We start from the raw sequence: 18,248 nt of genomic DNA on the forward strand, positions 1-18,248 counted from the left end.
TTGATTGAATGGCGCGTTCAGGTGCTGGATGCGTTTAAGACTGCTTGGAGGTCGAATTGGACAAGAACATGAAAATCCTCATCGTTGATGACTTTTCAACGATGCGGCGGATCATTAAGAACCTGTTGCGTGATCTGGGATTCACCAACACGGTCGAGGCCGACGATGGCACTACCGCCATTCCGGTACTCAACAGCGGGAGCATCGACTTTCTGGTAACGGACTGGAACATGCCGGGCATGACCGGTATCGACCTGCTGCGCCACGTGCGCGCCGATGAAAAACTCAAGCACCTGCCGGTATTGATGGTGACTGCTGAAGCCAAGCGCGAGCAGATCATCGAAGCTGCCCAGGCCGGCGTAAACGGCTATGTCGTCAAACCATTCACGGCTCAGGCGTTGAAAGAGAAGATCGAAAAAATCTTCGAACGCATCGGTTGAGACGCGTAGCCATTCCGCCACGGGGGAGCTATGGAGCATAACGAATCTTCACTGGGCGACTTTGAGTCGACCCTGAAAAAACATGCGCTGGAACTGGTCGAAAGCCTTGAAAAGGGCAAGTTCGGCGAAGCGGTGCAATTGATCCATGAGCTCAATCAGACCCGTGACCGCGGCCTGTACCAGGAAGTGGGCAAGCTCACCCGCGAGCTGCATAGCGCGATCGTCAATTTCCAGATTGACCCGCACATGCCGCAAGCCGAGGAAGTTTCACAGATCACGGATGCCACTGAGCGCCTGTCCTATGTGGTCCGGCTGACGGAAGCCGCAGCCAACCGCACCATGGACCTGGTGGAGAGCAGCACCCCGCTGGTCAACGGCCTGAGCACTGAAGCCCAGGCCTTGAGCGCAGACTGGGGGCGCTTCATGCGGCGCGAGGTCGGCGCTGAAGAGTTTCGCGAGCTGGCGCGCCGGGTCGACAGTTTCCTGACGCGTAGCGAACAGGAAACCCGTACCGTTTCCGGCCACCTCAACGACATTCTGCTGGCGCAGGATTACCAGGACCTGACCGGTCAGGTGATCAAGCGTGTGACCCAGTTGGTCACGGAAGTCGAAAGCAATCTGCTCAAACTCGTCTTGATGGCCAGCCAGGTCGATCGTTTCGCCGGTATCGAACATGACCGTGAATCGATCCTCGCTGAAAAAGATCCGCAAAAACATCTCGCCAAGGGTGAAGGTCCGCAGATTCATGCCGATAAACGGGAAGACGTTATGTCCGGTCAGGACGATGTAGACGATTTGCTTTCCAGCCTTGGATTCTAGGAGCACCCATTAATGAGCTTCGGCGCCGATGAAGAGATCCTTCAGGATTTCCTGGTTGAGGCCGGCGAGATTCTAGAGCAACTGTCCGAACAACTGGTCGAGCTGGAAAGCCGGCCAGATGATGCGGATTTGCTCAATGCAATTTTTCGCGGTTTTCACACTGTTAAAGGGGGCGCCGGCTTCCTCCAGCTCAATGAGCTGGTGGAGTGCTGCCACATCGCCGAGAACGTCTTCGACATCCTGCGCAAGGGTGAGCGGCGAGTCGACTCGGAACTGATGGACGTGGTGCTTGAAGCTCTGGACGCGGTGAACGGCATGTTCAGCCAGGTCCGTGAGCGCACCGAAATCACCGCTGCCACACCGGAGTTGCTGGCGGCCCTGGCGCGCCTGGCCGAACCTGCCGGTGCCGAGCCTGCAGCACCTGCTGTGGAAGAGGTGGTTGAGCCGGTTGCCGAGCCTGTGGCTGAAGAAAGCCCGGCAGGGGACATCACCGATAACGAATTCGAGCTGTTGCTCGACTCGCTGAATGCCGCCAAGGCCGAAGCCGAAGCAGCGCCTGCCGCCGCACCTGCGGCCCAGGGCGAGCCGGCCAGCGATGAAATCACTGACGCCGAGTTCGAATCCCTGCTCGATCAGTTGCACGGCAAGGGCCAGTTCGCCCCGGATGCCGTGGCACCGGCCGCGGCCAGTGCCACCAGTGGTGCGGCTGGCGCAGGTGATGAGATCACCGACGATGAATTCGAAGCATTGCTGGACCAGTTGCATGGCAAGGGCAACTTCGCCGTGGAGGCCCTGGATTCGGCCGTGGCGGCGGCGCCAGCCGCTCCTGCCGCAGCCGCACCAAGCGCAGCCGCAGCCGGCAGCGACCTGATCACCGATCACGAATTCGAATCCCTGCTGGATGAGTTGCACGGCAAGGGCAAATTCTCCGAAACCCCGGGTGCGGCCAAGCCAGCCGCGGCTACTGCGGCTCCGGCTGCGGCGGCCACTGCTGCCGTCGCCAAGCCGGCGGCGAAGAAGCCCGAGCCCAAGGCCGAGGCGCCGAAAGCTGCCGCTGCTCCTGCTGCGGCACCGGCACCGGCTCGCGCCGCCGCTGCGGCCCCGCCGGCGGAAAAGCCTGCCAGCGAAGCGGAAACCACGGTGCGTGTCGATACCGCGCGCCTGGACGAAATCATGAACATGGTGGGCGAGCTGGTGCTGGTGCGTAACCGCCTGGTGCGCCTGGGCCTCAACAGCGGCGACGAAGCCATGTCCAAGGCCGTGTCGAACCTCGACGTGGTGACTGCCGACCTGCAGACCGCGGTGATGAAGACCCGCATGCAGCCGATCAAGAAAGTCTTCGGGCGCTTCCCGCGCCTGGTTCGCGACCTGGCCCGGCAGCTCAAGAAAGAGATCAACCTGGAGCTGGTGGGGGAAGAAACCGACCTCGACAAGAACCTGGTAGAGGCCCTGGCCGACCCGCTGGTGCACTTGGTGCGCAACGCGGTGGACCACGGCATCGAATCGCCGGAAGAGCGCGAAGCCTCGGGCAAGTCCCGTGGCGGCAAGGTGGTGCTGGCGGCGGAACAGGAAGGCGACCACATCCTGCTGTCGATCTCCGATGACGGCAAGGGCATGGACCCGAACGTGTTGCGCGCCATCGCCGTCAAGCGTGGCGTGATGGACAAGGATGCCGCCGACCGCCTGAGCGATACCGAGTGCTACAACCTGATCTTTGCCCCGGGCTTCTCCACCAAGACCGAGATTTCCGATGTGTCCGGTCGCGGTGTGGGCATGGACGTGGTGAAGACCAAGATTTCCCAGCTCAATGGTTCGATCAACATCTATTCGACCAAGGGCCAGGGCTCGAAGATCGTCATCAAGGTGCCGTTGACCCTGGCGATCATGCCGACCCTGATGGTCATGCTCGGCAACCAGGCATTCGCTTTCCCGCTGGTCAACGTCAACGAAATCTTCCACCTCGACCTGTCGCGCACCAACGTGGTGGACGGCCAGGAAGTGGTGATCGTGCGCGACAAGGCGTTGCCCCTGTTCTACCTCAAACGCTGGCTGGTCAGTTCCGCCGCTCATGAAGAGCAGCGCGAGGGCCACGTAGTGATCCTTTCGGTGGGTACCCAGCGGATCGGCTTCGTCGTCGATCAACTGGTGGGCCAGGAGGAAGTGGTCATCAAGCCCTTGGGCAAAATGCTTCAGGGAACCCCGGGCATGTCCGGCGCCACCATTACCGGTGACGGCCGCATTGCTCTGATCCTCGATGTTCCGAGCATGCTCAAGCGTTACGCCGCACGGCGTATTTGATTCGGCGGGGAGGGGCGGTTGGCCTCGCCCCACCTAACGGAGTGTTTATGGCAGTCAAAGTCCTGGTGGTGGACGATTCGGGTTTTTTCCGCCGCCGCGTCTCGGAAATTCTTTCAGCGGATTCGAATATCCAGGTCGTCGGCACGGCGACCAATGGTAAAGAGGCGATCGATCAGGCCCTGGCGCTCAAGCCGGACGTGATCACCATGGACTACGAGATGCCGATGATGGATGGCATCACCGCAGTGCGGCACATCATGCAGCGCTGCCCGACGCCGGTCCTGATGTTCTCCTCCCTGACCCACGAAGGCGCCCGAGTGACCCTCGATGCGCTGGATGCCGGGGCGGTGGACTTTCTGCCGAAGAACTTCGAGGACATCTCGCGCAATCCCGAGAAGGTCAAGCAGTTGTTGTGCGAGAAGGTCCACAGTATCTCGCGCAGCAATCGGCGCTTCAGCAGCTACAGTGCTCCGGCGCCACAGCCGGCGAGTGCGCCGGCACCTGCTCCTTCGAGCTTCGCCAGTTCGCGCTCGCCAGCTCCCGCACCGGCTCCGGCCCGCACAGCGGCGCCGGCGGCCAGTGCGAATTCGCGGGCACCCAAGCGCAAGGCCTACAAGCTGGTGGCCATTGGTACGTCCACAGGCGGCCCGGTGGCGCTGCAGCGGGTCCTGACCCAGCTGCCGGCCAACTTCCCGGCCCCCATCGTCTTGATCCAGCATATGCCGGCGGCCTTCACCAAGGCCTTTGCCGAGCGTCTGGACAAGCTCTGCCGCATCAGTGTCAAGGAAGCCGAGGATGGCGACATCCTGCGTCCGGGCCTGGCGCTGCTGGCGCCTGGCGGCAAGCAGATGATGGTCGACGGTCGCGGTGCGGTGAAGATTCTCCCGGGCGATGAGCGCTTGAACTACAAGCCGTGCGTGGATATCACCTTCGGCTCTGCGGCCAAGTCCTACAGCGACAAAGTTCTGGCGGTGGTGCTCACCGGCATGGGCGCCGACGGTCGTGAAGGCGCGCGTCTGCTCAAGCAGGGCGGCAGTGCGGTATGGGCCCAGGACGAGGCCAGCTGTGTGATCTATGGCATGCCAATGGCCATCGTCAAGGCCAACCTGGCGGATGCGGTGTACAGCCTGGACGACATCGGCCGGCACCTGGTCGAGGCCTGTCTCTGATGGATGTGCTCAGCCTTATCGGGATCATCATGGCGTTTGTCGCCATCATCGGTGGCAACTACCTGGAGGGGGGGCACCTGTCGGCCCTGGCCAACGGTCCGGCGGCACTGATCGTGCTCGGCGGGACCATCGGCGCGGCACTGCTGCAGTCGCCGCTGAGCGCCTTCAAACGGGCCATGCAGATCCTTGCCTGGATCCTGTTCCCGCCCCGGGTCGATCTGCCGGGCGGCATCGACCGGGTGGTCAACTGGAGCCTCACCGCGCGCAAGGAAGGCCTGCTGGGCCTGGAAGGCGTGGCGGATGCCGAGCCTGACAGTTATGCGCGCAAGGGCTTGCAGTTGCTGGTGGACGGTGCCGAACCCGAAGCCATCCGCAGCATTCTCGAAGTGGATTTCTATACCCAGGAAAGTCGTGATATCGAGGCCGCCAAGGTGTTCGAGAGCATGGGCGGCTATGCGCCGACCATCGGCATCATCGGCGCGGTAATGGGGCTGATCCACGTGATGGGCAACCTGGCCGATCCATCCCAGCTGGGTAGCGGCATCGCCGTGGCCTTCGTCGCCACTATCTATGGGGTGGCCAGTGCCAACCTGGTGCTGCTGCCGATCGCCGCCAAGCTGAAATCCGTTGCCTTGCGCCAGTCGCGTTACCGGGAAATGCTCCTCGAAGGCATCCTGTCGATCGCCGAAGGCGAAAACCCCCGCTCCATCGAGCTGAAGCTGCAAGGCTTCATGGACTGATTATGGCCCGTCGTCGCCAGCAAGAAGAACACGTCAACCATGAGCGCTGGTTGGTTTCCTACGCCGACTTCATTACCTTGCTGTTCGCGTTTTTCGTGGTCATGTACTCGATTTCCTCGATCAACGAGGGCAAGTACAAGGTCATTTCCGAAGCCTTGATCGGGGTCTTCACCGACTCCGATCGTAGCCTCAAGCCGATTCCCATCGGTGACGAGCGTCCCAAGACCGTGACCCCGGCCAAACCCCTGGTCAAGGACAGCGACCAGACCGACGCCGGCATCGCCGGGGCCAGTGACCCGCTGAAAAGCATCGCCGATGACATCAGCGCAGCCTTTGGCGACCTGATCAGCTCCAACCAGATGACCGTGCGCGGCAATGAACTGTGGGTGGAGATCGAACTCAACTCCAGCCTGCTGTTCGGCAGTGGCGATGCCATGCCCAGCGACCAGGCGTTCACCATCATCGACAAGGTGGCGAAGATCCTCAAACCCTTCGACAACCCGATCCATGTCGAGGGCTTCACCGACAACCTGCCGATCCAGACCGCGCAGTACCCGACCAACTGGGAACTGTCCTCGGCCCGTTCGGCGAGCATCGTGCGCATGCTGGCGATGCAGGGGGTGAACCCGGCGCGCATGGCCTCGGTGGGCTACGGTGAGTTCCAGCCAGTGGCCAACAACGCCACCGCCGAAGGCCGGGCGCGCAATCGCCGGGTGGTGCTGGTGGTGTCGCGCAACCTGGATGTGCGCCGCAGCCTGACCGGTACCGGCACCGCCCATGCAACACCGGATGCGGCACTCAAGCGTGCTGGCACACAAACTGCACCAACCCCGGTCAAAACGCCGGTACAGGGAAGCGCCGTCAATTCTCCGTCACCTGCTTTATAACTTAGCGCTATGTCTCGCCCCGCTGTGGCCGGGCGGGAGGAACCAACCGAATGAGAGTCTGGGCAGTTGCCAATCAAAAGGGTGGTGTCGGTAAAACCACCAGTTCCATCGCTTTAGCCGGCTTGCTGGCCGAGGCGGGCAAGCGTGTGGTCGTGGTCGATCTCGACCCCCACGGCTCCATGACCAGCTACTTCGGCTATGACCCGGACAGCCTGGAGCACAGCAGCTACGACCTGTTCCTGCACAAGGGCAATGTGCCCCAGGACCTGCCGGGCCAGTTGTTGCTGGGTACCAGCCACGAGCGTATTTCGCTGTTGCCGTCCAGCACCGCGCTGGCCACCCTGGAGCGCCAGTCGCCGGGGCAGAGCGGCCTGGGCCTGGTAATCGCCAAGAGCCTGGCGCAGCTGTGGCAGGATTTCGACTATGCGGTGATCGACAGCCCCCCGTTGCTCGGGGTGCTGATGGTCAACGCCCTGGCGGCCAGCCAGCAGTTGGTGATCCCGGTGCAGACCGAGCACCTGGCGGTCAAGGGCCTGGAGCGCATGGTCAATACCCTGGCCATGGTCAATCGCTCGCGCAAGCAACCCTTGCCGTTCACTATCGTGCCGACCCTGTTCGACCGCCGTACCCAGGCCTCCCTGGGCACCTTGCGGGTACTGCGGGACAAGTTTCCCGAGGAGATCTGGCAAGGCTACATTCCGGTGGATACCCGCCTGCGCGACGCCAGCCGGGCCGGGGTCACCCCTTCGCAATTCGATGGCAAGAGCCGCGGCGTACTGGCCTACAAGGCCTTGCTCAAGCACTTGCTGGCCCAGCAGCTCGTGGCGCAGGTGGCTTGACGTGAAGCGTTATTCAAGTCGCCACGCCGCCCGGCCGATAACCCCTACAGGTCACTGTATCGGGGTTTTAGCGTGGGCATCCTCATGAACCGTCCTCTGGATATAAAGAGCCGGCCGCAGTTGGCGCTGCAGTCGTACCTGGACGCTTTGCTGCAGGACGCCACCGACGAGGAGTTGCTGCCACCGCCGCCGATCCCGGTGCCCGCCCCGGTAGTGGTCGAAGCCTCCAGTGAAGTGCTGGATGAATTCCAGGCCGCGGTACTGGAAGAGCAGGCCCGTGACGCCGAGCTCCAGCAGCACTCGGCGCCTGCGGTTGCTGCGCCAGAGCCTATTGCCACCCCGGTGCTGGAAGCGCCGGAGCCCATGCCAAGCACCCTCTCGCCCGTGGTGCCGATGCTCCAGGCCCTGGTGCCGCCCGTGGTGGAAGTGCACTTGCCGCCGAGCAATACGCCGCCTCCGGTCACCGGCAGCGATCGTCCCGCCTGGGCGGCAGAGCCGTTCGAGTGCCTGTTGTTCGATGTCGCGGGCCTGACCCTGGCGGTGCCCCTGGTGTGCCTGGGCTCGATCTATTCCCTGGCCGGGCAGGAGCTGACGCCGCTGTTCGGCCAGCCGGAATGGTTCCTCGGTATCCTGCCGAGCCAGGCTGGCAACCTGAAGGTGCTGGATACCGCACGCTGGGTCATGCCGGATCGCTACCGCGACGATTTCCGCCAGGGCCTGCAGTACGTGATCTCGGTCCAGGGCTATGAATGGGGGCTGGCGGTGCATCAGGTCAGCCGCTCGCTGCGCCTGGACCCCAATGAAATCAAGTGGCGCAGTCACCGTGGCCAACGCCCGTGGCTGGCCGGCACGGTGATTGAACATATGTGCGCCTTGCTCGATGTTGCCGAACTGGCGGAATTGATCGCCACCGGTGGCGCCAAGCAGATGGCGATCAGTCAAGCGGCCCACAAGCCGAAGTAAACCAACAACAGGCCGCGTCCGTCGGGCGTGGCCACACAGAACACACGCCGTTTTCAACGGTTATTTGAGGGGTCAGGGTATGAATAAGTCGTCGTCTGCACAGGGTTCCGAAGATCCGATCCTGCAATGGGTCACCTTCAAGCTGGATAACGAGTCCTACGGCATCAACGTGATGCGGGTCCAGGAAGTGCTGCGCTACACCGAGATCGCTCCGGTGCCGGGCGCACCCAGCTACGTGCTGGGGATCATCAACCTGCGCGGCAACGTGGTGACCGTGATCGATACCCGCCAGCGCTTCGGCCTGGTGCCGACCGAAGTCAACGACAACACCCGGATCGTCATCATCGAAGCCGACAAGCAAGTGGTCGGGATCATGGTGGACAGCGTCGCCGAAGTGGTTTACCTGCGCCAGTCGGAAGTCGAGACCGCGCCGAACGTCGGCAACGAAGAGTCGGCCAAGTTCATCCAGGGCGTGTGCAACAAGAACGGCGAACTGCTGATTCTGGTTGAGCTGGACAAGATGATGAGCGAAGAGGAATGGTCGGAACTGGAGAGTATCTGATTGATCCTCGAGGTAGCGGTAATTGTCCTGGCGATCCTCTGGGTCGCCACTCTGGCTCTGTTCCTGTCCTACACCCGCAACCAGCGGCAGATTGCTGCCCAGCAGGCTGAGGGTGACGCCGTGCGCGACCAGCGGATCAAGGAGCTGGCCAAGCGCGTCGACCATTACCAGAGCGGTACGGTGCGCATGGGCGAGGACCTGCACGAGTTGCGCGCTGTGGTAGCGCCTTTGCCGGACAAGCTGGCCCAGCTGGAGCAGCGTGACCCTTCCAGCCTGTCGTTCGCCCAGGCCGCGCGCCTGGTGGGCATGGGCGCCAGCGTCGACGAACTGACCCAGTCCTGCGGCCTCACCCAGGCCGAAGCGGAGCTGGTCAGCAAGCTGCACAAAGGCTGATGTAGCCGCGAACGCCCGCTGCAAAAAGGCCCCTGGGGCCCTCATGCGGCCGGGCTGTCTCAGTAATCGTCGCCGCGTTCGGTGATGTCCTTCTCCAGTTCCGCCCGTTGCGGATCATGCCCCGCCGGGAACTTGCCCTTGAGGTTCCAGGCGAAGGCGATGATCTCGGCGATGGTCCGGTACAGCTCCGGCGGAATGCTCTCGCCCAGTTCCAGTCGCGCCAGTAGCTTCACCAGCTCGGCGTTCTCGTAGATCGGTACTTCATAGTCCCGGGCAATCTTCAGGATGGCTTCGGCCAGTTCGTCATCGCCCTTGGCGGTGAGGGTCGGAGCTTGCTGGCCATCGTATTTAAGGGCGATGGCCTGGCGTGGTGGCGGAGAGTGCTTCATGCGGTTTCGTCCACCCAGCGTTGTTCCAATCGGGTTTGCGGGCCCTGGGGCGGAGTGCCGAGGTGGCAATCCAGGTCGCCGACATTCAGTCCCGAGGCCAGCAGGCGTTCGCGCAGGTTGCCCAGGTGGCTTTCAATCAGGCTCGCCGTATAGGGGCGCTCGGCCCAGAGCTGGCTGGACAGTCGGCCCTGGATCAGCTGTGCCTGGACTTGCAGCGGGCCCAGAGGCTCCAGGTCGAAGGCCAGGTCGACCCGCCACAGGGCCTGCTTGGGCTCACGTTCCTCGCGTTTGTGTTCCGGCTCCGGTTCCGGCGCCTCTTCGCGCTGCAGCTTGACCTGCAAGGGCACGATGTCCTGCAGGTTGCGCATGGGGATTTCCAACTGCCAGGTACTCAACAGCCGGCCATCGTCGGTCAGGCCGCTTTGCTCCAGGCTCGACAGTTGATGGCTCTGCAAACGCGATACGGCCGCGGCGGCCAGGCGCAGCAGTTGTTCCAGGTCACCTTCGCCTTCCAGGCTCTGCAGCAACCGTTCCGGCAATGGAAAGCCGGTGGGCGAAGCCTTGGCGCTGACCTGGCCGAGGGTACCCAGGGCGCTGCGCACGAAGCTGGGCAGCGACTGGGCCAGGGTGTTGGCGGCCAGGATGGCGTTGAAGCTGGTGGAGGAGGGCAGGCCCGGGGTCAGCTGGGCGATCAGGCGCAACAGGTCGGCCTTCATGTCCGGCACCTGCCCCGGGTTGGCCCCGGCCAGCAGCCGGGCTTCCAGGAACAGGCCGCTGCCCAGCAAGGCCTGGGCCACGCCGCGCGGGTTGCTCAGTTGCTGCACGTCGGGCAGGCCGGCCAGCAGACGCTCGACGGCGGCGCGCAGGTCAGTGGAGGTGGTCGAGGGGTCACTGTCGGCGGGCAGGTTCTGCAGGGCGTTGATCAAGCTACTGAGGGAACCCTGGCGGCTTTGCTGGCTGGCCAGTTGGGCGGCGATGGCCAATTGCTCCTGACGGCTGCTCAGGGGGACGAAATTCAGGGTCTGGGCATCCGAGACCAGGGCGCTGAGCAGGCTGCCGATGCGCAGCGGCTGCGGGCTTTCGATGCTCAGGGTGGCGCCGCTCTGTGCGGTGTTGAGCAGGCTCACCAGGGAGCGATAGATCGCCGGCTGGCTGGTGCCCTGGGGCAGCATCTGGGTGGTCAGCACCTTGGCCTGGATCAGGGTGCCGGGGGGCAGTTGGCTGGTGTCCAGGCGGGTCAGGGCGGCGACACTGGAGGCGATGGCCTGTTGCACGGTGATCGCCAGGTTGCCCGCCGAGGGTTGGGTGACCGCCAGGCTGGTGCCCTGGGGCAGGGGTTGATTGCTGGTGGCCTGCAAAGTGGTTTGCCGGCCGTTGTCCAGGGTCACTTTGAGCAGCAACTGGAACGTCTGGTCGGTCTGCTTGAGCGACAGCACTTCGGCCTTGGCGCTCTGGCCGGCGGCAATCAGGCCCTCCAGGGGCGGCACCAGCTTCAGCAGTTCCCCGCTGATCGCCTGGGGGCGCGAGGCGCCGGGCGCGGGCACCTGGGGCGCAGGCAGGATGTTCATTTCGCCTGTCATTCGGACACAACCTGTGGAAATTAGCCCTCATAAGCGTAGGGCTTCGCATGTATAATGCCGCCCGTCTTTGGGGGAGTGGTGAAAACATTGCAATTGTTTGACGCAGCTCTCTAGAACAGGCCGCCAATGCATTTATCCTGCATCTCTTTAACGGCCGCTCCGTTGCCGACTTGAACCTGTAAAGGCCCGCTATCCCTTGACCAGCCCTCTTCTCGAAGCCGTAGCACTCGCCTGTGAGCGCGATTGGCGGATGCTATTTGAACACCTCGAGTTGCGTCTGACGGGCGGCGACATGGTGCAGATCAGCGGCCCCAACGGCAGCGGCAAGACCAGCCTGCTGCGCCTGCTGGCCGGGTTGATGCAGCCCACCAGCGGCCAGGTGCTGCTCAATGGCCAGCCATTGCACGCCCAGCGCGCGGAACTGGCCCGCAACCTGTTGTGGATCGGCCATGCCGCCGGCATCAAGGAGCTGTTGAGCCCCGAGGAGAACCTCAGCTGGCTCTGTGCCCTGCACCAGCCTGCCCGGCGCGAGGCGATCTGGCAGGCCCTGGCGGCGGTCGGCCTGCGCGGTTTCGAGGATGTGCCGTGCCATACCCTTTCCGCCGGCCAGCAGCGCCGCGTGGCCTTGGCGCGCCTGTACCTGGACAGCCCGCCGTTGTGGATACTCGACGAACCCTTCACCGCCCTCGACAAGCAGGGCGTGGCCCAGCTCGAAGAGCACCTGGCGGGCCATTGCGAGCGCGGCGGCATGGTGGTCCTGACCACCCACCACAGCCTGGCCCGCATGCCTTCTGGCTACCGTGACATTGACCTGGGACGGTGGGCTGCATGAGTGTGTTTGCCCTGTTGGTGGCCCGTGAAGCGCGCCTGTTGTGCCGGCGCCCGGCGGAACTGGCCAACCCCTTGGTATTTTTCGCAATCGTTGTCGCACTGTTCCCCCTGGCCGTGGGACCTGAGACACAATTGTTGCAAACCTTGTCTCCGGGGCTGGTCTGGGTAGCGGCCCTATTGTCCGTCCTGCTCTCGCTGGACGGGCTTTTTCGCAGTGATTTCGAGGATGGATCCCTGGAGCAGTGGGTCCTTTCGCCGCACCCCCTGGCTCTTCTGGTTCTGGCCAAGGTACTGGCACACTGGGTGTTTTCCGGGTTGGCACTGGTCTTGCTCGCGCCCTTGCTGGCGGTGATGCTGGGGCTGCCTGCCGCCTGTCTGCCGGTGCTGCTGATGTCCCTGCTGCTGGGGACCCCGGTGCTCAGCCTGCTGGGCGCAGTAGGCGCGGCATTGACGGTGGGGCTCAAGCGTGGCGGCCTGCTGCTGGCGCTGCTGATCCTGCCGTTGTACATCCCGGTACTGATTCTCGGCAGTGGCGCCCTGCAGGCGGCATTGCAGGGCATGCCGGCAACCGGTTACCTGCTCTGGCTTGGGAGCCTGACCGCCCTGGCAGTAACCTTGACACCCTTTGCAATAGCGGCTGGCCTGAAGATCAGCGTCGGCGAATAATAATGAGGTCTGATCATTTTTTGATCACTTCTTTCTGAGAAAAGACCCAGGCTTTTCGACCACGAAAAGCACCCGTGATGGAAATAGTGAATGAACTGGACTTGGTTTCATAAGCTCGGCTCGCCTAAATGGTTTTACGGCATCAGTGGCAAGCTGCTGCCCTGGCTGAGTGTTGCCGCCGTGTTGCTGATCGGCCTCGGCGTGGTCTGGGGCCTGGCCTTTGCGCCACCGGATTACCAGCAAGGCAACAGTTTCCGCATCATCTACATCCATGTGCCGATGGCGATGCTGGCCCAGTCCTGCTACGTCATGCTGGCCGTGTGCGGTGTGGTCGGGCTGGTGTGGAAAATGAAACTGGCCGATGTCGCCCTGCAATGCGCGGCGCCGATCGGGCACTCGATCACCTTCCTGGCCCTGGTGACCGGGGCTATCTGGGGCAAGCCGACCTGGGGTTCCTGGTGGGTCTGGGATGCCCGACTAACGTCGATGCTGATCCTGCTGTTTCTGTACGCAGGTCTGATTGCGCTCAATGCCGCCATCAGCAATCGTGACAGCGCCGCCAAGGCCTGTGCGGTGCTGGCGATTGTCGGCGTGGTGAATATCCCGATCATCAAATACTCGGTGGAATGGTGGAACACCCTCCACCAGGGCGCGACCTTCACCCTGACCGAAAAGCCTGCCATGCCGGTGGAAATGTGGCTGCCGCTGCTGCTGACCTCGTTGGGTTTCTACTGTTTCTTTGGTGTGCTGCTGTTGCTGCGCATGCGCCTTGAGGTGCTCAAGCGTGAAGCCCGGACCAGTTGGGTCAAGGCCGAAGTCCAACGCAGCCTGGAGGCCGCCCGATGAGCTTTGCATCCTTCAGCGATTTTCTCGCCATGGGCCATCACGGCCTCTACGTCTGGTCGGCCTATGGCATTTGCCTGGTGGTCCTGGCTCGTGAGCTGGTGGCGCCGATCCTGGCGCGCAAGCGCTATCTGCAACAAGAGGCGCGTCGTCTGCGCCGGGAGAACGGTAAGTGAATCCGCTGCGTAAAAAGCGTCTTTTGATCATCCTGGCGATTCTGGTCGGTGTCGGCATTGCCGTTGGCCTGGCCCTCAGCGCGCTGAAGGAAAACATCAACCTGTTCTACACCCCGACCCAGATCGCCAATGGCGAAGCACCGCTGGACACGCGGATCCGCGCCGGCGGCATGGTCCAGGCCGGTTCCCTGCAGCGTTCCGCCGACTCCCTGGACGTGAAATTCGTGGTCACCGACTTCAACAAGTCGGTGACCATCACCTACCGCGGCATCCTTCCGGACCTGTTTCGCGAAGGGCAGGGCATCGTTGCCCTGGGCAAGCTCAACGCCGATGGCGTGGTGGTGGCCGATGAAGTGCTGGCCAAGCACGACGAGAAGTACATGCCGCCGGAAGTCACCAAGGCCCTGAAAGACAGCGGCCAATCGGCACCGACACCAGCGAAAGAGGGTTAAGCCATGAGTTTCGCACTGTTCGTTCCCGAACTCGGTCACCTGGCGATGATCCTCGCCCTGTGCTTCGCCCTGGTCCAGGCCGTGGTGCCGCTGCTGGGGGCCTGGCGCGGTGATCGCCTGTGGATGAGCCTGGCCCAGCCGGCTGCCTGGGGCCAGTTCGCCTTCCTGGCGTTCGCCTTCGGCTGCCTGACCTACGCTTTCATGAGCGACGATTTCTCGGTGGCCTATGTCGCCAGCAACTCCAACAGCGCCTTGCCCTGGTACTACAAATTCAGCGCCGTGTGGGGGGCTCACGAAGGCTCGCTGCTGCTCTGGGCACTGATCCTCGGTGGCTGGACCTTCGCCGTGTCGGTGTTCTCGCGCCAGTTGCCCCAGGTGATGCTGGCCCGGGTGCTGGCGGTGATGGGCATGATCAGCACCGGCTTCCTGCTGTTCCTGATCATGACCTCCAACCCGTTTTCGCGGATCCTGCCCCAGGTGCCGGCCGATGGTCGCGACCTCAACCCGCTGTTGCAGGACATTGGCCTGATCGTTCACCCGCCGATGCTCTACATGGGCTATGTGGGTTTTTCGGTGGCCTTCGCCTTCGCCATCGCCGCTTTGCTCGGCGGCCGCCTGGACGCCGCCTGGGCTCGCTGGTCGCGGCCCTGGACCATCGTGGCCTGGGCCTTCCTCGGCATCGGCATCACCTTGGGCTCCTGGTGGGCCTACTACGAGTTGGGCTGGGGTGGCTGGTGGTTCTGGGACCCGGTGGAAAACGCCTCGTTCATGCCCTGGCTGGTGGGCACGGCGCTGATCCACTCCCTGGCGGTCACCGAAAAGCGCGGGGTGTTCAAGAGCTGGACCGTGCTGCTGGCGATTGCCGCCTTCTCTCTGAGCCTGCTGGGGACTTTCCTGGTGCGTTCCGGCGTCCTGACTTCGGTGCATGCCTTCGCCTCCGACCCTGAGCGCGGCGTGTTCATCCTGATTTTCCTGCTGTTCGTGGTGGGGGGTTCGCTGACCCTGTTCGCCCTGCGCGCGCCGGTGGTCAAGAGCCAGGTGGGCTTCAACCTCTGGTCGCGGGAAACCCTGCTGCTGGGCAACAACCTGGTGCTGGTGGTGGCGGCCTCGATGATTCTCCTCGGCACCCTGTACCCGCTGGTGCTGGACGCCCTGACCGGCGCCAAGCTGTCGGTGGGCCCGCCGTACTTCAACGCGCTGTTCATTCCGCTGATGGCCCTGCTGATGGTGGTGATGGCGGTGGGCGTGCTGGTGCGCTGGAAAGACACCCCGGTGAAATGGCTGGTGGGCATGCTCGGCCCGGTACTGCTGGGCAGCGTGGCCCTGGCCGTGGTTGCGGGCATCGCCTATGGCGACTTCAACTGGGCCGTGCTGGCGACCTTCCTGCTGGCGGCCTGGGTGCTGCTGGCCGGGGCTCGCGACATCGTCGACAAGACCCGGCACAAGGGCCTGATCAAGGGCCTGCCGAGCCTGACCCGCAGCTACTGGGGCATGCAGCTGGCGCACCTGGGCATCGCGGTCTGTGCCCTGGGCGTGGTGCTGTCGAGCCAGAACAGCGCCGAGCGCGATCTGCGCCTGGCGCCGGGCGAATCCATGGAACTGGCCGGCTATCACTTCATCTTCGAAGGCGCCAAGCACTTCGAAGGGCCGAACTTCACTTCCGACAAGGGCACCGTCCGCGTGGTGCGCAATGGCAAGGAAGTGGCGGTGCTGCATCCGGAGAAGCGCCTGTATACCGTGCAGAGTTCGATGATGACCGAGGCCGGGATCGATGCCGGCTTCACCCGCGACCTGTATGTGGCCCTTGGCGAGCCCCTGGGCGATGGCGCCTGGGCGGTGCGGGTACACGTCAAGCCGTTCGTGCGCTGGATCTGGTTCGGCGGCCTGCTCACCGGTTTCGGTGGCTTGCTGGCGGCCCTGGACCGGCGCTACCGGGTCAAGGTTAAAAGCCGCGTGCGCGAAGCGCTGGGCATGACAGGAGCCACCGCATGAGACGCTGGATGATGATGTTGCCCCTGGCGGTGTTCCTGGTGGTGGCGGTGTTTCTCTATCGTGGGTTGTATCTGGACCCGGCCGAGCTGCCTTCGGCGATGATCGGCAAGCCGTTCCCCGAGTTCTCCCTGCCGTCGGTGCAGGGCGACAAGACCCTGACCCGCGCCGACCTGCTGGGCAAGCCGGCGCTGGTCAACGTCTGGGGCACCTGGTGCATTTCCTGCCGGGTCGAGCACCCGGTACTGAACAAGCTGGCCGAGAAGGGCGTGGTGATCTACGGCATCAACTACAAGGACGTCAACGCCGATGCCCTGAAGTGGCTGGCCGAATTCCACAATCCCTACCTGCTGGACGTGCGTGACGAGGAGGGCTCCCTGGGCCTGAACCTGGGCGTCTACGGCGCTCCGGAAACCTTTTTCATCGACGCCAAGGGCATCATCCGCGACAAGTACGTCGGGGTGATCGACGAAGTGGTGTGGCGCGAGCAACTGGCCGCCAAGTACCAGGCCCTGGTCGACGAGGCCAAGCCATGAAGCGCTGGTTAGCCGCCGCCATCCTGGGCCTGGGCATCGCCGGCATGGCCCATGCCGCCATCGACACCTACCAATTCGCCAACGACACCGATCGCGAACGGTTCCACGAGTTGACCAAGGAACTGCGCTGCCCCAAGTGCCAGAACCAGGACATCGCCGATTCCAACGCGCCGATTGCTGCCGACCTGCGCAAAGAGATTTTCCGCATGCTCGGCGAGGGCAAGGACAACCAGCAGATCATCGACTTCATGGTCGATCGCTACGGTGACTTCGTGCGCTACCGGCCGGCCCTGACCGGCAAGACTGCCTTGCTCTGGTTCGGCCCCGCCGGGTTGCTGCTGGGCGGGCTGGTGATCATTGTCGTGATTGTCCGGCGTCGGCGCGTGCAGCGCAGCGACAGCCCGAACACGCTTTCCGTCGAAGAGCGTCAGCGCCTCGACCAACTGCTGGATAAAAACCACCCATGATTGATTTCTGGCTTGCGGCAGGCCTGCTGCTCCTGATTGCCCTGAGTTTCCTGTTGATCCCGGTATTGCGTGAGCGTCGCGCTCAGCGTGAAGAGGATCGTACCGCGCTGAACGTGGCGCTTTATGAAGAGCGCGTGGCCGAACTGCACAGCCAGCAGCAAGAAGGCGTGCTCAGTGCCGAACAGATGGACAGTGGCCGTGCCGAAGCCGCGCGCGAACTGCTGGCCGATACCGAAGGCAGCGCTAACGTGCGCACTTCGCGCCTGGGCAAGCCGCTGCCGTTGCTGGCCGCGCTGCTGGTGCCGGTACTGGGCCTGGGCCTGTACCTGCATTTTGGTGCCAGCGACAAGGTCGAGCTGACCCGGGAGTTCGCCCAGGCGCCACAGTCCATGGAGGAAATGACCCGGCGCCTGGAGCGTGCGGTAGCGGCCCAGCCGGATTCCGCCGAAGGCCTGTACTTCCTCGGCCGAACCTACATGGCCCAGGACCGGCCGGCGGACGCGGCGAAGATCTTCGAACGCACCGTGGCCCTGGCCGGGCGTCAGCCCGAGCTGCTGGGGCAATGGGCCCAGGCGCAGTACTTTGCCGACAACAAGCAATGGTCGGACAAGGTCCAGGGCCTGACCGACGAAGCCCTGAAAGCCGACCCCAATGAAGTCACCAGCCTCGGGCTGCTGGGGATCGCCGCCTTCGAAGGCGGGCGTTTCCAGGAAGCCATCGACTACTGGAAGCGCCTGCAGGCGCAACTGCCGCCGGACGACAACTCCCGCGCCGCGTTGCAGGGCGGTATCGACCGCGCCAGCGAGAAGCTGGTGGCCAGTGGCGGCAAGGTTGCCAGCGAACCTGCGGCCAAGGCTCAGGCCAAGGGCGCGGTGCTCAAGGTCAGGGTCGACCTGGCGGCCGAGCTCAAGGCCAAGGTCCAGCCGGGCGACAGCGTGTTCATCTTCGCTCGCGCCACCCAGGGCCCACCCGCGCCGCTGGCGGCCAAGCGCCTGACCGTGGCCGACTTGCCGGCCACGGTCGAGCTGGCGGATGCCGACGCGATGATGCCGCAGTTGAAACTGTCGAACTTCCCTGAAGTCCAACTGGTTGCGCGCGTGTCCCGCGCCGGCCAGCCGACGGCCGGCGAGTGGGTCGGGCGCAGCCAGCCTCTGGCCAGCAGCACCACCGCTGCCCAGCAGCTGACCATCGACAGCCCGGATCAATAAT

Annotated in this window: 21 protein-coding genes; 19 read left to right on the forward strand and 2 right to left on the reverse strand. The window is 63.6% G+C overall.

Going from position 1 to position 18,248, the window contains the following annotated elements; genetic code table 11:
- Nucleotides 1-68: 68 nt before the first annotated feature.
- From BM382_RS23640 to BM382_RS23685, 10 genes are all read left to right on the forward strand, one after another.
- A complete protein-coding gene (locus BM382_RS23640) occupies nucleotides 69-440 on the forward strand; it encodes a chemotaxis response regulator CheY (protein WP_003183998.1) in 372 nt (123 codons plus the stop codon).
- A gap of 30 nt (nucleotides 441-470) precedes the next feature.
- Entirely contained in the window at nucleotides 471-1,259 is a 789-nt protein-coding gene (locus tag BM382_RS23645) for a protein phosphatase CheZ (RefSeq protein WP_047284566.1), read from the forward strand.
- Between the two features lie 12 nt (nucleotides 1,260-1,271).
- A complete protein-coding gene (locus BM382_RS23650) occupies nucleotides 1,272-3,557 on the forward strand; it encodes a chemotaxis protein CheA (RefSeq protein ID WP_065363385.1) in 2,286 nt (761 codons plus the stop codon).
- 47 nt (nucleotides 3,558-3,604) lie between these two features.
- Entirely contained in the window at nucleotides 3,605-4,726 is a 1,122-nt protein-coding gene (locus BM382_RS23655) for a protein-glutamate methylesterase/protein-glutamine glutaminase (protein ID WP_072444217.1), read from the forward strand.
- A complete protein-coding gene (locus BM382_RS23660) occupies nucleotides 4,726-5,466 on the forward strand; it encodes a flagellar motor protein (protein ID WP_011060007.1) in 741 nt (246 codons plus the stop codon). The genes BM382_RS23655 and BM382_RS23660 overlap by 1 nt, the downstream gene beginning before the upstream one ends.
- Nucleotides 5,467-5,468: 2 nt before the next feature.
- Nucleotides 5,469-6,353: a flagellar motor protein MotD gene (motD, locus tag BM382_RS23665; RefSeq protein WP_011060008.1), complete on the forward strand. Its 885-nt coding sequence runs from the start codon at nucleotides 5,469-5,471 to the stop codon at nucleotides 6,351-6,353.
- 50 nt (nucleotides 6,354-6,403) lie between these two features.
- On the forward strand, nucleotides 6,404-7,192 hold the full coding sequence (locus BM382_RS23670; RefSeq protein ID WP_011060009.1) for a ParA family protein: 789 nt from the start codon (nucleotides 6,404-6,406) through the stop codon (nucleotides 7,190-7,192).
- Between the two features lie 84 nt (nucleotides 7,193-7,276).
- Complete coding sequence (locus tag BM382_RS23675) at nucleotides 7,277-8,155, forward strand: chemotaxis protein CheW (protein ID WP_072444215.1); 879 nt, start codon at nucleotides 7,277-7,279, stop codon at nucleotides 8,153-8,155.
- Nucleotides 8,156-8,234: 79 nt separating this feature from the next.
- Complete coding sequence (locus BM382_RS23680; protein WP_011060011.1) at nucleotides 8,235-8,717, forward strand: chemotaxis protein CheW; 483 nt, start codon at nucleotides 8,235-8,237, stop codon at nucleotides 8,715-8,717.
- Nucleotides 8,718-9,110 (forward strand): DUF2802 domain-containing protein, encoded by a 393-nt coding sequence (locus tag BM382_RS23685; RefSeq protein WP_011060012.1) that lies wholly within the window; start codon nucleotides 8,718-8,720, stop codon nucleotides 9,108-9,110.
- 59 nt (nucleotides 9,111-9,169) lie between these two features.
- On the opposite strand, the gene BM382_RS23690 is transcribed toward BM382_RS23685, so the two are convergent.
- Both BM382_RS23690 and BM382_RS23695 read right to left on the reverse strand, forming a co-directional pair.
- A complete protein-coding gene (locus tag BM382_RS23690; protein ID WP_053156958.1) occupies nucleotides 9,170-9,499 on the reverse strand; it encodes an EscU/YscU/HrcU family type III secretion system export apparatus switch protein in 330 nt (109 codons plus the stop codon).
- Nucleotides 9,496-11,079, reverse strand: a complete 1,584-nt coding sequence (locus BM382_RS23695) for a flagellar hook-length control protein FliK (RefSeq protein ID WP_026020030.1) — start codon at nucleotides 11,077-11,079, stop codon at nucleotides 9,496-9,498. Before BM382_RS23695 ends, BM382_RS23690 begins: the two co-directional genes overlap by 4 nt.
- A gap of 196 nt (nucleotides 11,080-11,275) precedes the next feature.
- Between BM382_RS23695 and ccmA the strand changes: the two genes are divergently transcribed.
- The 9 genes from ccmA (at nucleotide 11,276) to ccmI (ending at nucleotide 18,247) form a co-directional block, all read left to right on the forward strand.
- Nucleotides 11,276-11,911, forward strand: a complete 636-nt coding sequence (gene ccmA, locus BM382_RS23700; RefSeq protein WP_011060015.1) for a cytochrome c biogenesis heme-transporting ATPase CcmA — start codon at nucleotides 11,276-11,278, stop codon at nucleotides 11,909-11,911.
- A complete protein-coding gene (gene ccmB, locus BM382_RS23705; RefSeq protein WP_011060016.1) occupies nucleotides 11,908-12,576 on the forward strand; it encodes a heme exporter protein CcmB in 669 nt (222 codons plus the stop codon). The genes ccmA and ccmB overlap by 4 nt, the downstream gene beginning before the upstream one ends.
- A 90-nt stretch (nucleotides 12,577-12,666) precedes the next feature.
- Nucleotides 12,667-13,422, forward strand: a complete 756-nt coding sequence (locus BM382_RS23710) for a heme ABC transporter permease (RefSeq protein ID WP_072444213.1) — start codon at nucleotides 12,667-12,669, stop codon at nucleotides 13,420-13,422.
- On the forward strand, nucleotides 13,419-13,595 hold the full coding sequence (gene ccmD / locus BM382_RS23715; protein ID WP_011060018.1) for a heme exporter protein CcmD: 177 nt from the start codon (nucleotides 13,419-13,421) through the stop codon (nucleotides 13,593-13,595). The genes BM382_RS23710 and ccmD overlap by 4 nt, the downstream gene beginning before the upstream one ends.
- Nucleotides 13,592-14,047 carry a cytochrome c maturation protein CcmE gene (ccmE, locus tag BM382_RS23720; RefSeq protein WP_011060019.1) on the forward strand — a complete coding sequence of 152 codons (456 nt, stop codon included), beginning with the start codon at nucleotides 13,592-13,594 and terminating at the stop codon, nucleotides 14,045-14,047. The genes ccmD and ccmE overlap by 4 nt, the downstream gene beginning before the upstream one ends.
- 3 nt (nucleotides 14,048-14,050) lie before the next feature.
- Entirely contained in the window at nucleotides 14,051-16,039 is a 1,989-nt protein-coding gene (locus tag BM382_RS23725; RefSeq protein ID WP_072444211.1) for a heme lyase CcmF/NrfE family subunit, read from the forward strand.
- The gene (locus BM382_RS23730) at nucleotides 16,036-16,572 is read left to right on the forward strand and encodes a DsbE family thiol:disulfide interchange protein (RefSeq protein WP_011060021.1); all 537 of its coding nucleotides are present in this window, start codon (nucleotides 16,036-16,038) and stop codon (nucleotides 16,570-16,572) included. The genes BM382_RS23725 and BM382_RS23730 overlap by 4 nt, the downstream gene beginning before the upstream one ends.
- Nucleotides 16,569-17,039: a cytochrome c-type biogenesis protein gene (locus BM382_RS23735; protein ID WP_011060022.1), complete on the forward strand. Its 471-nt coding sequence runs from the start codon at nucleotides 16,569-16,571 to the stop codon at nucleotides 17,037-17,039. The genes BM382_RS23730 and BM382_RS23735 overlap by 4 nt, the downstream gene beginning before the upstream one ends.
- A complete protein-coding gene (gene ccmI, locus BM382_RS23740) occupies nucleotides 17,036-18,247 on the forward strand; it encodes a c-type cytochrome biogenesis protein CcmI (RefSeq protein WP_015634649.1) in 1,212 nt (403 codons plus the stop codon). Before BM382_RS23735 ends, ccmI begins: the two co-directional genes overlap by 4 nt.
- Nucleotide 18,248 lies beyond the last annotated feature (1 nt).

This window comes from Pseudomonas sp. NFPP25, from assembly GCF_900116505.1.
Classification (GTDB): Bacteria; Pseudomonadota; Gammaproteobacteria; order Pseudomonadales; family Pseudomonadaceae; genus Aquipseudomonas; species Aquipseudomonas protegens.